General features: G+C 57.3%; 14 protein-coding genes. 5 read left to right on the top strand and 9 right to left on the bottom strand.

The genetic code is table 11. The annotated features are described in order from the left end of the window. Window positions 1-7 precede the first annotated feature (7 nt). Window positions 8-451 (bottom strand): glyoxalase superfamily protein, encoded by a 444-nt coding sequence (locus CFBP5473_RS02880; protein ID WP_027675508.1) that lies wholly within the window; start codon window positions 449-451, stop codon window positions 8-10. Between the two features lie 259 nt (window positions 452-710). Further along, window positions 711-998: a hypothetical protein gene (locus CFBP5473_RS02875; protein ID WP_051441279.1), complete on the bottom strand. Its 288-nt coding sequence runs from the start codon at window positions 996-998 to the stop codon at window positions 711-713. 262 nt (window positions 999-1,260) lie between these two features. On the opposite strand from CFBP5473_RS02875, the gene CFBP5473_RS02870 reads away from it, so the two are divergent. After that, window positions 1,261-2,424 carry a hypothetical protein gene (locus CFBP5473_RS02870; protein WP_027675507.1) on the top strand — a complete coding sequence of 388 codons (1,164 nt, stop codon included), beginning with the start codon at window positions 1,261-1,263 and terminating at the stop codon, window positions 2,422-2,424. 54 nt (window positions 2,425-2,478) lie between these two features. On the opposite strand, the gene CFBP5473_RS02865 is transcribed toward CFBP5473_RS02870, so the two are convergent. After that, window positions 2,479-3,135 carry an OmpW/AlkL family protein gene (locus CFBP5473_RS02865; protein ID WP_037170992.1) on the bottom strand — a complete coding sequence of 219 codons (657 nt, stop codon included), beginning with the start codon at window positions 3,133-3,135 and terminating at the stop codon, window positions 2,479-2,481. 375 nt (window positions 3,136-3,510) lie between these two features. On the opposite strand from CFBP5473_RS02865, the gene CFBP5473_RS02860 reads away from it, so the two are divergent. Next, on the top strand, window positions 3,511-5,325 hold the full coding sequence (locus CFBP5473_RS02860) for a methyl-accepting chemotaxis protein (RefSeq protein WP_027675505.1): 1,815 nt from the start codon (window positions 3,511-3,513) through the stop codon (window positions 5,323-5,325). Between the two features lie 111 nt (window positions 5,326-5,436). Here the strand turns inward: CFBP5473_RS02860 and CFBP5473_RS02855 are convergent, their stop codons facing one another. Together CFBP5473_RS02855 and odc2 are read right to left on the bottom strand one after the other, a co-directional pair. Next, window positions 5,437-6,003 carry a GNAT family N-acetyltransferase gene (locus tag CFBP5473_RS02855; protein WP_027675504.1) on the bottom strand — a complete coding sequence of 189 codons (567 nt, stop codon included), beginning with the start codon at window positions 6,001-6,003 and terminating at the stop codon, window positions 5,437-5,439. Window positions 6,004-6,276: 273 nt separating this feature from the next. After that, a complete protein-coding gene (odc2, locus tag CFBP5473_RS02850; protein WP_027675503.1) occupies window positions 6,277-7,410 on the bottom strand; it encodes an ornithine/lysine decarboxylase in 1,134 nt (377 codons plus the stop codon). A 543-nt stretch (window positions 7,411-7,953) separates the two neighbouring features. Between odc2 and CFBP5473_RS02845 the strand changes: the two genes are divergently transcribed. From CFBP5473_RS02845 to CFBP5473_RS02835, 3 genes are all read left to right on the top strand, one after another. Then, entirely contained in the window at window positions 7,954-8,847 is an 894-nt protein-coding gene (locus tag CFBP5473_RS02845) for a LysR family transcriptional regulator (RefSeq protein WP_027675502.1), read from the top strand. A gap of 91 nt (window positions 8,848-8,938) precedes the next feature. Then, the gene (locus CFBP5473_RS02840) at window positions 8,939-9,586 is read left to right on the top strand and encodes a DUF1007 family protein (protein ID WP_027675501.1); all 648 of its coding nucleotides are present in this window, start codon (window positions 8,939-8,941) and stop codon (window positions 9,584-9,586) included. Next, window positions 9,580-10,764, top strand: a complete 1,185-nt coding sequence (locus tag CFBP5473_RS02835; RefSeq protein ID WP_051441278.1) for a nickel/cobalt transporter — start codon at window positions 9,580-9,582, stop codon at window positions 10,762-10,764. Before CFBP5473_RS02840 ends, CFBP5473_RS02835 begins: the two co-directional genes overlap by 7 nt. 4 nt (window positions 10,765-10,768) lie before the next feature. Here the strand turns inward: CFBP5473_RS02835 and CFBP5473_RS02830 are convergent, their stop codons facing one another. The 4 genes from CFBP5473_RS02830 to CFBP5473_RS02815 form a co-directional block, all read right to left on the bottom strand. After that, the gene (locus CFBP5473_RS02830) at window positions 10,769-10,975 is read right to left on the bottom strand and encodes a hypothetical protein (protein WP_027675499.1); all 207 of its coding nucleotides are present in this window, start codon (window positions 10,973-10,975) and stop codon (window positions 10,769-10,771) included. Beyond that, complete coding sequence (locus CFBP5473_RS02825) at window positions 10,972-11,667, bottom strand: GNAT family N-acetyltransferase (protein ID WP_027675498.1); 696 nt, start codon at window positions 11,665-11,667, stop codon at window positions 10,972-10,974. Before CFBP5473_RS02825 ends, CFBP5473_RS02830 begins: the two co-directional genes overlap by 4 nt. An 86-nt stretch (window positions 11,668-11,753) precedes the next feature. After that, a complete protein-coding gene (locus CFBP5473_RS02820) occupies window positions 11,754-12,455 on the bottom strand; it encodes a tellurite resistance TerB family protein (RefSeq protein WP_027675497.1) in 702 nt (233 codons plus the stop codon). Window positions 12,456-12,557: 102 nt separating this feature from the next. Beyond that, window positions 12,558-13,196, bottom strand: coding sequence for a 2-dehydro-3-deoxy-phosphogluconate aldolase (locus tag CFBP5473_RS02815; RefSeq protein WP_027675496.1), 639 nt, complete (start codon window positions 13,194-13,196; stop codon window positions 12,558-12,560). Window positions 13,197-13,258: the final 62 nt, after the last annotated feature.

Raw genomic sequence — 13,258 nt, 5'->3', positions numbered from 1 at the left:
CGACCCTTCACCAGATCAGTTCCACCTGTGCCCGCCCATCGGAGGTACGCTCCGTCGTCCGTCCGCTACTGTCAACATTGCAGTGGACGCGTTGGCGAAAGGCGGAGAAGCTTTCGAACGTCACCACATCGACCGGATCATCGAAATGCAGTGTCAGACGAAAACGCTCCGGATCTCCGCCAAGCGATTGCACCCCGAGAATGGAGCCGGTGAAAGGCTGCGACAGATAATATCCGCTGATACGGGAGCCAAGCATATAGGGGTTGAACGGTGGTCGGTTGCCTAGCGCGGCATGAAGCGTGTTCCAGTCGCGATAGCCGTACTGGGCAGCGATCAACTCAAGCGAGCGGGCGTGGTTGATGCTCGTGCCCTCTTTCGTCAAGCTGGCGCGCAAGCGCTTTGCATGATCTTTCAGGGTCTCGATACTTGGCAATGTCGTCGTGTTCCGCATGGCGGCTCTCCTGTATCGGCATGTATCGTTCAGGAGGGGTCCGCATTACCGCCGAATACATGCCTGAAAGGAATGACCGTATCGGAATGAATATGAGAGATTTCACCAGAGCCCTGAGGGCTTGCGGACGGCCGGGACTCTCGCCCGTGCGAATTCCTTAACTGATAAGAGCCGCCCGGTCAAATAGCGGAATGCCTTCCTTCAAACGCAAAAAAGGGAGCCCTCCGCTCCCTTTCCGCATTCAACCATTTCAATCGCATCAACGGCGACGCTTCTTGCCGCAGCAGCGGTCGCGATCATTGCTGTTATGGTTGCCGATACCATCCACGGACGTATCGTTGCCGCTGAGAACGCCGGTCTTGTTGCCGTTCAGCAGGCTGTTATTGGACAGAAGCCCCTTCAGGCCAAGATTGACATTGGGCGATACATTGATGAGACCACCCTTGCTGCCACCACCAAGAAGACCGCCGAGCAGGCCGCCAGCATGTGCAGGGCCAAGCGAAGCAACGGTAAGAACAACGGTAGCGCAAGCGATTTTCGTAAGCATTTCTCTCTCCTCTGAGCTGTTGATCAACGCCGTCTGGCGTGACCGGACAGTACAATTAGGAGATTCTAATGCAAGCGCATGCTAATGTTATAATGAATTGTTAATATTAATATTCGCGAGTTTAATCAAATTGGAAGCGGCGGCGAAACAGCGCCAAGCGTCTCTTCCTTCAAGCCCCTTTCATAACCGTATGTGCCCTCAAAGCAAACTTTATTAACCATCTATATATAAGATATATCTCAATTAGTTATTGGAGATATCTATGCAGCTGCGTGTCGCGGTTATTCTTGCCGGTTGCTGTTTGACCAGCATACAGGCCCATGCCGAACCGCGTGTCAGCTACACTACCGAAGCCGGTTACGACACGAATTACTTCAGCGACACCAACAATGTCGGCGCTTTCAGCCTGCGCTCCACGCTCAGCTTCGAAGGCGAACTGGAGCGTGAGGAGACGAAATTCGGCTATTCCTTTAATCATCAGGAAGTTCTTGTGCCCCGCTATCGCTTTGCCGATGAGCATAATAGCTGGATCAATTTTTCCCTTTCTCAAAAGCTTTCCGACCGGCTGGAGTGGCAGATGCAGATGCGCGGCACGCGCAGCGATGCGGGGGATATATTCGAAAAGTCTTCTGAAGGCGTGATCGGCTTTCGCCAGCTGGATCACAAGCTGGATGTTTCATCCTCGGTTACTCTTGCAGCGCTCGGCGGCAGAAACTCGCTTGCCGCCAGCTACACGAGCCTGATGAAAGGCAAGGCGCGCTTCAAGATCGATGGCATACCGCCATTCCGCCTGGAGGCCAACGAAGCACTTCTCGGATTGAAGTTCAGCCATATCCGCGATCTTGCAGGCGGAGAGATAGGCGCGACTGTTGCTTACAATCAAAGCCTCGTTCCAGAAACGCAGCGAGACGACTACGGACGATACCCCGCCACCAACCTGCGTGGCTCCCTTGCCTTCGGTCGCAAGTTTGCAGACCGGTTGACGGTGCTTGCAGAAGCGGGGCTGACGACAATTTCAGGCGATGAGATTGGCAAGACGGTGGAGCGCACCCGGCCATATCTGCGCGCGGAAGCCGAATTGAAATTCAACGAAAACCTCTCACTCATCAGCGGCTATACGCAAGATTACGCCATCTACGACCTCGATGATGCGATAGCCGAATTCCAGCATCGCTGGAGGCTGGCGATGAAGGCAAAGCTGACGGAGCGCCTTGATGCCGATATCGCGCTGGAGCGGGCGCGCAGGGAATGGATCTATTATGATGACGAAACCATTGATCGGCGGCTCGTCGCGACCCTTGCCTTCGATGCTGGTAAAAGCAGAAAGCTTGAAGTGGAGTTCACCCGCCGCCTGAGTGACTCAATGGACCCGAACAACACATATTCGGGAAGCAGCATCGCGACACGATTTAGCGGCGCTTTTTGAGGTGGGGTAAAGAAAAGAAGCCGCGGTCTCCCGCAGCTTCTCATCCTGTTACATTTAGAACCGGTAGGTAACACCAGCACCAATCAGCCACGGATCAAGCTTGGCCTTGCCGCTGATTGGAACGTTGCCCATATCCGCGCTCCACTTGGTCTCCAGGAAAATCTTCTTCACGTCGAAGTTCACGCCCCAGTTCTTTGTGACCATGTAGTCGAAACCGACCTGAAGCGCTGCGCCGAAATCATTCTTCACATCCAGATTGGTGAAGTTACCCTTCTCGGACTGGTTATAGAACAGCGAGTAGTTCACACCCGCGCCCACATAAGGCTTGAAGGCACCGAAATCGGTGAAATGATATTGCAGCGTCAGCGTTGGCGGCAGCAGCCAGGTTTTGCCGACATCGATTTCGCCCAGCGCACCCGTGGTTTTGATCTTGGAAAATGTGGTGCCCAGAATAAGCTCGGCTGCGATGTTGTCGGTGAAGAAGTAGCTGATATCGAGTTCCGGGATCACCGTATCCGAATAGGCCAGACCTACACCCGGCGTACCATCGATAGAGCCGCTATCATGCGTCACCACGCCAAGACCGCGAACGCGAATCATCCACGGGCTGGAAGCGGCAATCGCCTCCTCCGCCGTTGGTGCTGGCGCAACCGCCGCGATATCTGCCGCAGAAGCCGCGACAGGTGCAGCGCAGCATGCGGCGGTGAACATAAGAATGGCTTTGCGAAATTTCGCGGACACGGGCTCTCTCCTTGATCTGTCATCAAGCGCGGTTCTTCCAGCTACCTTCTGACCCCCAGGAGGGCGCATGTACCTGCTCTCGCGCGCTTCCGTTCTTTAATAGCCAGCAAACGAGTTGCCGCTTTTGAGCCAGATCAAACGACAGAAATTATTGCTGCGACGCAAATAAAACCGAAGATGCATTGCAAGAAAAAACCGAGATTTAGTCAAAACTAATGAATGCAGCAGTTGAATATACGCAATTAATCGTAAATACATGATTTTGATTTAAGTATAGTTGAGAATAAGCGAAAATAAACGTTTCGACGTAACTTACCTTACGTCAACCAAAGCCAAGAGCGCGTTATGAAACTCTCGATTTCAGCAATCGTTACGGCAACCGGCATCGCGCTCGTCGCGGGGGTCATCCTGACGCTTCTCACAGGTGCGGAAGCACTGAACAGGCTTAAGGTGAACGGGCCGATCTACCAGCAGATCGTCGACAGCAAGGATTTGATAGCGGATATTTTGCCGCCACCGCTCTACGTCATCGAAACCTATGCGCTGGCCAATGAAAGCGCACTGCACCCGGATACGATTGCAGCCAACACGGCGCGAATTTCCGAGTTGAAGGCGCAATATCAGGAGCGGCGGGAATATTGGAAAGGGACCACGCTTCCGGCCAATCTAAAGGCAAAACTGCAGGACGACGTGCTGATAAAGGGAGACGCTTTCTGGAAGGAATTGGAGACCGGGGCTCTGCCCGCGCTCGCGTCTCAAGACGCTTCGAAAATCCTGGCTTCCATGACGGGTCTTCGGACCAGGTTTCATGCGCATGAAGAAGCGGTCAATCAGCTCGTGGATATGGGAAATATCTATGGCAAGCAGATGGAAACCTACGCGGCCTCCGAGACGAGCTTTCTCCAGACCGCCAGCTACAGCCTCTGCGCGATCCTGATTCTGCTCTGTATCGGCTCGACCCTGTTTCTCAGACGCCGGGCAATTCGCCCGCTTGTACAAATGACGTCGGCCATGACGAAGATGGCTGGCGGCGATCTCAAGGATGAACCGCCGCATCTCACCCGCGCCGATGAAATCGGTGCCATGGCCAAGGCACTTGCCGTTTTCCGCAACGCCGGCCTTGCCAAGGAGAGGCTGGAAGCGGAAGCGGAAGACAGCCGTATTCTCACCGAGCAGGAACGCGAGCAGCGCGAACGCGAAAGGTTGGCGGATGCGCAGGCTCTTCGTTTCGCCATAGAGCAGCTTGGAGGCGGCCTGAACCAGTTGTCCAACGGCAATCTAAGCCGCACGCTGGACAGGCCTTTCGATCCTCGCTTCGAGACTCTGCGAAGTGATTTCAATGCGTCTCTGGTAACGTTGCGCGCCACGCTTCAGGATGTACTATCGGAAACCGGCCTCCTGAACCATCAAGGCCAGGAAATGCGTGATGGCGCCAACAATCTTTCCCGCAGAACCGAGCAGCAGGCAGCGGCGCTCGAGGAAACTGCAGCAGCGCTGGAAGAAGTCACCTCCACCGTCAAGACCTCGGTCTCCCGCGTCGATGATACGCGCGATCTGGTGAAAGAGGCGCGCCGTTCCGCCGTTCACTCCTCCACCGTCGTCGGCAACGCCATCTCCGCCATGAACCGCATCGAAAGCGCATCCGGAGAGATCGGATCCATTATCGGTGTCATTGACGATATTGCCTTCCAGACTAATCTCCTCGCGCTGAATGCAGGTGTGGAAGCCGCACGCGCCGGTGAAGCCGGAAAGGGCTTCGCCGTCGTTGCCCAGGAGGTGCGCGAACTCGCCCAACGTTCGGCCAATGCCGCCCGCGAGATCAAGGGCCTGATCGGTAAATCGAGCGAAGAAGTCGCCGAGGGTGTGAACCTCGTCCAATCGACAGGTACGGCCTTGTCACAAATCGAGGAGGTCGTTTCCCGGATCGATCTCAACATCGACAGCATCGCCACCGCCGCCCGCGAACAATCCGTCGGCCTTCAGGAAATCAGCGCCAGCGTGAACAGCCTCGACCAGATGACCCAACAAAACGCCGCAATGGTGGAAGAAACCAATGCAACTACACAGGCGCTTGCAGACGCCGCAGTTTCACTGGCAACGTTGGTTGGCAGGTTCAATATCGATAGCAACGGTGGGGCTATTGAAAAACGGGCAGCATAAGTCACTTCAAGACCACTCGCTTTAAACGCACATATCCTCTGTTTCGCAAAGCAGAGGATATGCAAAGCAAATTATTGGATGCGGACTTCGCCTGACGCGCGTGAAATATCCTTAGGAAAACCTGCGGCCGCTTGCCACCAGCATGCCAGCGGCGCCATCGAGCCAGCCGGATTTTAGTTCGAGCGCCAGAAACCGTGAGCGTTCGAAGGGGCCGGGCATGACGAGGTGCTGGGTTTTCGAGGCGAAGAAGCCGAAGCGTTCGTAGTATGGTGCGTCGCCCACCAGCAGGATCGCGCCGTGGTCGCGGCGGGTTGCTTCGGCGATTGCTGCGCGCATCAGAGCGGAGCCAATGCCTTTGCCTTCATAGGCAGCATCGACGGCTAGGGGGCCGAGCAGCAGTGCTGCAACCGGGCGGCCTTCGCGGGAAACGCCTGCTTCCACGTTCCACAAACGAACGGTGCCGATCACATGGCCGTCCTCATCGCGGGCAACCAGTGCCAGACCTTCGGCGGGCACGCGGCCTGCGCGCAGCTTTTCGGAAGACTTGCGGCGGCGGCCCGGGCCCATGGCGCGGTCCAGCAGGTTTTCACGCGCGACGACGTCGCCAGCGTGCTCCGCTTCGATGTGAAAAGTCTGCGGCGTGAAGAATGCACGTACCGAATTGAGAACAGCGGCCATCCCGGCCTCCCGTCACCAAGCCGCCCACGAAAGCGGCACCCGAATGAAACAATGTCGCGCAGAAACAGCGAGCGAGCCTGCGATAACGACATGCGATAGAAGAATGCGAAGAGCCGTTCCGGCCCGTTTCAGCTCACGTTTTCCCTCGGCTGGACAGAGGTGCGGCAAGCAGGGTTTGCGCCTGAACGAAGCTTCGCGCAGGCCGGAACGGAAGATCCGGGAGAAAACCGCCCGCCCCAGACGGACGGCACACTCACTCAGATCGCTTTTAGGTTAGATCACGTAGGCCTTCAGCGGCTCGAAACCGTTGAACGCGACCGCCGAATAGGTGGTCGTGTAGGCGCCCGTTCCTTCGATCAGAACTTCGTCGCCGATGGTCAGAGAGACCGGCAGCGGGTACATGTTCTTCTCGTACAGCACATCGGCGCTGTCGCAGGTCGGACCGGCCAGAACGCAAGGCTCCATCGCATCCTGATCGCGCGTGGTGCGGATCGGGTAGCGGATGGCCTCGTCCATGGTTTCGGCCAGACCGCCGAACTTGCCGATGTCGAGGAACACCCAGCGGTGGTTGTCGTTGTCGGACTTGCGGGAGACGAGAACGACTTCCGCCTTGATGACACCGGCATTGCCAACCATGCCACGACCCGGCTCGATGATGGTCTTCGGAATCTGGTTGCCGAAGTGCTTGCGCAGCGCGTTGTCGATAGCCTGACCGTATTCTTCAGCGGCAGGAACGTCGCGAAGATACTTGGTCGGGAAACCGCCGCCCATATTGACCATCTGCAGGTGAATGCCCTGCTTGGCAAGGGAAGCGAAGACGCGCTTGGCATCGCCAACGGCTGCATCCCATGCGTCGAGGTTCATCATCTGCGAACCGACGTGGAAGGAAACGCCGTAGGATTCCAGGCCCAGCTGATGAGCATAAACGAGAACATCGACAGCCATCTGCGGCACGCAGCCGAACTTGCGGGAAAGCGGCCATTCGGCACCTTCGCCATCGGTGAGAACACGGCAGAATACGCGGGCGCCGGGGGCTGCACGGGCAACCTTCTCGACTTCTTCATGGCTGTCCACGGCGAAGAGATCGATGCCGAGCGCGTGAGCGCGGGCGACATCGCGTTCCTTCTTGATGGTGTTGCCGAAGGAGATACGGTCGGACGTTGCGCCAGCATCGAGCGCCATCTGGATTTCAGCCACGGAGGCGCAATCGAAGTTGGAGCCGAGGCCGGCAAGCAGCTTCAGGATTTCAGGAGCCGGGTTTGCCTTGACGGCATAATAGATCGCGCTGTTGGGCAGAGCATGCCGGAAGGCGTGGAAATTGTCGCGCACGACATCGAGATCGACCACGAGGCAGGGACCTTCAGGACGTCGGGTATTGATGAAGTCGAGGATGCGTGCAGTCGTCATCGGTGTGTTCCCTAACTTGATCTGGCTCCGGAAAATTCCGGAGGACAAAGAACGCTCGAGCTATGCGGAGACGAATCAGCCGGTGGAGGCGCAGATTCATTCGCACATGCTCGAGGCATGAATGTGAACAACGCCCTGCCAGGAGCATTATTCGGCTTTGTCTGCCATGGGATTGGAGGGAATCATACCCAACCGCACTTACGGCAATGATGGTGTGCCTCTTCAGTACCCCGGCTGATGGAAAGCCGGCAGAGAACCAGAAAGGCCCGCACCGTCGTTGCTTCGTATGTCCTCGCATTTTCCGGTTGGCCGGAATAGCGACTGGAGGGGTTAGTTCCAGGTACCTTACCGATTTCCTCACCACATCGAGGGTCGGCGGACACACATGGGCACGTGCGACTTTGGGCAAGTCGGGAGATAAGAATATTCGCCGTCATAATCAAGAGGATTTTTTCACCAAAGCGAGGATTTTTTCAGCAGCAATTTCCTTATTGAACAAGGGTTCCCGAGTGTTCAATAATATGAAACGAACAGGAGATTCTGATGGACACGCTGACCCGTATTCGCGCTTTTATCGATGTCGTCGAAGCGGAGGGTTTTTCTGCCGCCGCGCGCAAGACCGGACGCTCCAAGGCGCTTCTGTCCAAATATGTGCGCGAACTGGAAGATGATCTCGGCGCGCTGCTCCTCAACCGCACCACGCGGCAGTTTTCGCTGACCGAAGCCGGGCACACCTATTACCGCACAGCATCCGATATTCTCAAAGAGATCGACAATCTTGCAGACCTCGTGCGTGAAAAGAATTCAGACCTGAAGGGCAAGTTGCGGCTTTCTGTGCCGCGCACCTTTATCGATGCGGATGTGGGCCAGAGCCTGATCGATTTCGCCAAGGAGAACCCGGAACTCTCCATGGAAATCGTTGCCGACGACCGGTTCGTGGATCTGATCGAGGAAGGTTTCGACCTTGCCATTCGAATCACCAAGCTGGAGGATTCCGGTCTGATTGCCCGCAAGCTTTCAGATTTTCGCGTCCACGCGGTGGCGACGCCGGATTTCGTGGATCGTTACGGTCCGCTGACTTCGCCGCAGGATTTGGGCAAAGTACCCTGTATCATCGATACCAATTCGCGGTTCCAGAACCACATTCGCTATTTCGAACCCGGCGGCGGCACGAATTCGGTGGCGACCAGCGGGCCCATCGAGGTCAACAGCCCGCAGGCGACGTTGCGCGCTGCGCGCTCCGGCCTTGGCGTTGCCATCGTCCCGGACTTCATTGCAAAACCGCATATCCAGTCCGGCGAACTCGTTACCCTGTTCGATGAATTCATCTCGCGTGACAGGGGCATTTACGCGGTTTATCCGCACCGCCGCTATCTGCCCGCCAAGGTGCGCAGCTTCGTCGACTATCTTTCGAACTGGTTCCGAAAGAACGCCTGATAAGGCTCCAGCGTCGAAATTCAGTCCCAATTTGTTATAGAGTAACCACCAGATTCGTCTCCCAGATACGTCCCGAGGACAAACCGCGCCCATGAAAAAACTGCTTCTGCCTCTGGCCGCGTGTGCCTCAGCCTGCCTTGCCCCCGTCGCTGCCTTCGCCCATCCGCACATTTTTGCCGAAGCGCGGATGGAAATCATTGAGGGTGCGGACGGCAATGTTCAGGAAATACGCAACATCTGGCGCTTCGATGAGATGTTTTCGGCAAGCGTGGTGCTGGATTACGACAAGAACAGCGATGCGAAGCTGGACAAGGAAGAGCTGGCCGAAATCGGCACGACGGTACATGAGTCGCTCGCCGAATATTCCTATTACACCTTCATCACCCAGAACGGCGCGCAGGTGGATTTTGCCAAGCCCGACGCCATTCATGTGGATTACAAGGACGGTCAGATCCTGATGTTTTTTTCGGTGAAGCCGAAAAAGCCATTGGCTGTCAAAGGCACGCTGACGTTCGGTGCGTGGGACCCGACCATGTACACGGCTATCGATTTCGCCAAGGATACCGACCTCGTGGTCAAGGGCACGCACCTTGCCGCCTGTAAACACAAGGTTATCCGCCCCGATCCGGACGAGATCATTTCACAGAACCAGAGCAGCCTGACGGACGCCTTCTTCAACGACCCGACCGGCACCGACATGACGAAACTCTTTGCAACGCGGCTGGAGTTGAAATGTTGAGGGTGTACTCAAGGCGGAAGCACCGGAATGAGGGGTGGCAGGCTTTCACCACTCTGGTCATCACCGCCGTCACTCTCCTCCTCGCTACCCTCACCGCCGCCCACGCCCAATCCCCCCTCGGCATCGGCTCCGCCGAACCTTCCATTTCCGTTGGCGGACCGCTTGCTCCGCTGTTTCAATGGATCAACGTCCACCAGCAAACCTTCTACCGTGCGCTGACCGCGGCCTTGCGGGCCATGCGGGAGGACCCCTTTGCGCTGACATCATTGATCGGCCTGTCTTTCGCCTACGGCGTCTTTCACGCCGCAGGCCCCGGCCACGGCAAGGCGGTCATCTCGTCTTACATGATTGCCAATGAGACACAGCTGAAACGCGGAATTCTGATTTCCTTCGTCTCGGCCCTGATACAGGGATTGGTTGCCATCGCATTGGTGGGAGCCGCCTATTTCATCCTGCGCGGAACCTCGATCACCATGACGAAAGCGACGCAGGCGATGGAAATCGCAAGCTTCGCCATGGTCGCGATCTTCGGTGCCTGGCTGCTGTTTCGCAAAATCTGGAGCCTGGTGCGTCAACGACAAGCCAGCCCCACCCCTGCATTGAACACCTCAAGCGTCTCGCCTTCCGGCGCAATTGCCTCCAGCACAGGCCTCACCTTCAACGCCCGCGAAGACGCATCGTCCTCCGTTCTCAAAAGCAGGGAAGACCAGCTTCCGCGCCGAACGGGCATGGGCACAGGCCTACGCTTTCAGGGCCAGCCGGTCTTTGCCGATCACGCGCAGAGCGGCAGCGGAGATATATGCGATGCCTGCGGTAAGGCACATGCGCCCGATCCCTCGCTTTTCCAGTCACGCAAGTTCAGCTTAACCGAAGCCTGGTCGGCCATCATCGCGGTAGGGCTTCGCCCATGCTCGGGCGCCATCATCGTCATGAGCTTTTCCGTGTTGAATGGCCTGCTGCTCGGCGGAGTTCTCTCTGTGCTGGCAATGTCAATCGGCACCGCCATCACCGTGTCGATGCTGGCCATCCTCGCCGTGAAGGCGAAAGACGTAGCTGTGCGGCTGGCCGGTTCCGGCAGCACCAAAGCCTCACGCATCACCCACGGCATCGAAATCGCAGGCGCGCTTTTCGTGCTCCTGATGGGGCTCGCTTTGCTGGGTGCTTCGTTGCAGGCCTGAGCCCTCAGCGCCCCCGCCGCTGGTGCCGTGCCCTTAACCAGAAGACCATGAAGAATGCCAGAACGGCGACGATGTCGAAGGCGACTGCCAGCCAGACGGAATAGTTGTTTGCCAGCCAGAGCGTCACGATTGGCATGATGTAGAACAGCAGGCCGAAGCCGAGGATGATGGCGAGGGCGGCCAGCGCCGCCGATTTGGTGGTGCCGGTCATGCCTTGCCTCCTGCGGAAAGTTCAGCGCGGATGTCTTCGAGCTTGCGTTTCTGCAATCCGTCTGTGCCGAAATTATCCTCAGAGAGCCAATTCTCGAAGGCTTTGCGGATCAGCGGCCATTCGCTGTCGATCATCGAGAACCATGCGGTATCGCGGTTCTGTCCCTTGGAAATCATGTGCTGGCGGAAAACGCCTTCGAAGGTGAAGCCGTAGCGTTTCGCGGTTGCCTTGGAAGGTTCGTTTTCATTGTGGCATTTCCACTCGTAGCGGCGATATCCAAGATCATCGAAGACATGCCTGGCCATGAGGTAATGCGCTTCGGTCGCCAGCGGCGAACGCTTCATCTTCGCGCCATGCGCCACGGAGCCGACTTCCACGACGCCGTTTTTGGGGTCGGGCCGCATATAGGTGGCCATGCCGACGACCTCGCCGGTGGCGTTCTCGATGAATACCAGAGTGACCCAGGAAAAACTCTTGGCCATGCCTTCGATCCAGTCGCTGAATGAAGCAGCGTGGGGAAAGGGCTCGTTCGGGAAATATTTGATCAACTCGTTGGTGCCGACACCGCCCAGCGCTTCCCACAGAGCATCCTGATGTTGCGCGCGATCAAACGGCACGGCGGTAACGAACCGGCCTTCGAGCGTTACCGGCATCGGTGCCGGACATCCTTTGAACTGGCTGAGATCGCGCATTTTTCCTCCCATGCTTGGCTGCGCATAGGAATAGGTCAGCCATCCATCAAAGACAACCGACCCCTCACATGGAATATTGTGATCGATCAGACCTTCGCTGCCGAAACGGTCGCCTCGATGTGATCCACCAACGCATCCGGCAGGCCAAGCCGTCCGGCCAGCAGATCGAGATAACCGCGCTCGGCGCGGCTGTCGGGCTCTATGGTGAGGCGAGAGGCGGTGTAGATTTCGACCTTCTGCTCTTCCGTCCGGGCCGCAGCAACCAGCGTGTCGATATCGAGAGGATCGGCCAGTTCCTTTTCGATAAAGGCTTCCGCCTCATGGTCGAGACCGGAGACCTTGACCTTTTCCATGATATGCGCGCGCTCGGAGGCATCGATATGACCATCCGCTTTAGCAGCGGCAATCATGGCCTGCACCAGCGTCAGCGCGAAGCTGTTGGAAAGCGCGGGAGACTGTGGGTGAAAGGGAGAATCGGCTGGCGGCGGCAGCAATTCCTGCGTCGGCTGCGGCTGCGGGGCGGCCTGCGGCGCCTTGCCGGACTGGTAGTTCTTGTAGGCAAGGTAACCGAGCCCGGCGATAGCGGCAATGCCGCCAACGGCTGCCGCGTTACCGGCAAGTTTGCGGCCCGTTTTAGTGCCGAGAAGGGCTGCGGCAAGCGCCCCGGTCTTCATCGGATTGTTCTTTGCGATCTCCGAAACCTGTCCGGCCCTGTCACGAACGCTTCCAGAAAGACCCGGCACCTGCGAACCCAGAAACTGGTCCAGAAGCTTCTTGGCGTCGAACATATACATCTCCTGTTTCGATCAATCTCGAAACAGGAGATAGGAAGCAGAGGAACGATTACAAATGGCGGACCTGTTCACGCCGTCGTGAACAGGCTGAACACCTTAACCGCGAAGCGCTGCCGCTTCCGCCGCAAGCTTGGTGATGCCTGCCCAGTCGCCCGCAGAAATCAGTTCCTTCGGCGCGACCCACGAACCGCCGACGCAGACCACATTCGGCAGCGAGAGGTAATCCCTGGCGTTCTTCAAAGAAACGCTGCCCGTGGGGCAGAACACCGTGCCCGCGAGCGGTGAAGAGAGCGCCTTGAGATAAGGCGCGCCACCGGCCTGTTCTGCAGGGAAGAATTTCAGAACCTTATAGCCCGCATCGCGCAGAACCATGACTTCGCTTGCCGTGGCCGCACCTGGCAGAAGCGGAACATCGGAGCCTTCGGCAGCATCCAGCACGCTTTTGTTCACACCGGGGCTGACGATGAAGGTGGAGCCTGCATTGGCAGCCGCTTCGAAATCCCTGGCGTTGAGAATGGTGCCAGCACCCACATGCGCGCCTTCCACCTCGGCTGCAACGGCGCGAATGGCATCCAGCGCGACAGGCGTGCGCATGGTGATTTCGATGGCTTTCAGGCCGCCTTCCACCAGAGCACGCGCAAGAGGAACAGCGGAAGCAACATCTTCAACGATGAGAACCGGCACCACCGGCTGAAGTTTCAGAATGGAAAGAAGCTTCTCGGAATCCTGGGCCATGGCGATATCTCCGGTCGTTGAATCGATTGAAATTGCGGCCATCAATTACCCCGCAAACAAAT

Source organism: Agrobacterium larrymoorei (assembly GCF_005145045.1).
GTDB classification, from domain to species: Bacteria; Pseudomonadota; Alphaproteobacteria; order Rhizobiales; family Rhizobiaceae; genus Agrobacterium; species Agrobacterium larrymoorei.
The sequence above is the reverse complement of the archived record's forward strand: the minus strand, read 5'-3'. Positions and strand labels throughout refer to the sequence as shown.

What these genes read in the sequence shown, in the direction of transcription:
- CFBP5473_RS02870 (WP_027675507.1), top strand. Translation starts at nt 1,261, where the DNA reads ATGCAGCTGCGTGTCGCGGTTATTCTTGCCGGTTGCTGTTTGACCAGC.
- CFBP5473_RS02830 (WP_027675499.1), bottom strand. Translation starts at nt 10,975, where the DNA reads ATGACCGGCACCACCAAATCGGCGGCGCTGGCCGCCCTCGCCATCATC.
- CFBP5473_RS02840 (WP_027675501.1), top strand. Translation starts at nt 8,939, where the DNA reads ATGAAAAAACTGCTTCTGCCTCTGGCCGCGTGTGCCTCAGCCTGCCTT.
- odc2 (WP_027675503.1), bottom strand. Translation starts at nt 7,410, where the DNA reads ATGACGACTGCACGCATCCTCGACTTCATCAATACCCGACGTCCTGAA.
- CFBP5473_RS02845 (WP_027675502.1), top strand. Translation starts at nt 7,954, where the DNA reads ATGGACACGCTGACCCGTATTCGCGCTTTTATCGATGTCGTCGAAGCG.
- CFBP5473_RS02865 (WP_037170992.1), bottom strand. Translation starts at nt 3,135, where the DNA reads ATGTTCACCGCCGCATGCTGCGCTGCACCTGTCGCGGCTTCTGCGGCA.
- CFBP5473_RS02880 (WP_027675508.1), bottom strand. Translation starts at nt 451, where the DNA reads ATGCGGAACACGACGACATTGCCAAGTATCGAGACCCTGAAAGATCAT.
- CFBP5473_RS02825 (WP_027675498.1), bottom strand. Translation starts at nt 11,667, where the DNA reads ATGCGCGATCTCAGCCAGTTCAAAGGATGTCCGGCACCGATGCCGGTA.
- CFBP5473_RS02815 (WP_027675496.1), bottom strand. Translation starts at nt 13,196, where the DNA reads ATGGCCCAGGATTCCGAGAAGCTTCTTTCCATTCTGAAACTTCAGCCG.
- CFBP5473_RS02835 (WP_051441278.1), top strand. Translation starts at nt 9,580, where the DNA reads ATGTTGAGGGTGTACTCAAGGCGGAAGCACCGGAATGAGGGGTGGCAG.
- CFBP5473_RS02875 (WP_051441279.1), bottom strand. Translation starts at nt 998, where the DNA reads ATGCTTACGAAAATCGCTTGCGCTACCGTTGTTCTTACCGTTGCTTCG.
- CFBP5473_RS02855 (WP_027675504.1), bottom strand. Translation starts at nt 6,003, where the DNA reads ATGGCCGCTGTTCTCAATTCGGTACGTGCATTCTTCACGCCGCAGACT.
- CFBP5473_RS02820 (WP_027675497.1), bottom strand. Translation starts at nt 12,455, where the DNA reads ATGTTCGACGCCAAGAAGCTTCTGGACCAGTTTCTGGGTTCGCAGGTG.
- CFBP5473_RS02860 (WP_027675505.1), top strand. Translation starts at nt 3,511, where the DNA reads ATGAAACTCTCGATTTCAGCAATCGTTACGGCAACCGGCATCGCGCTC.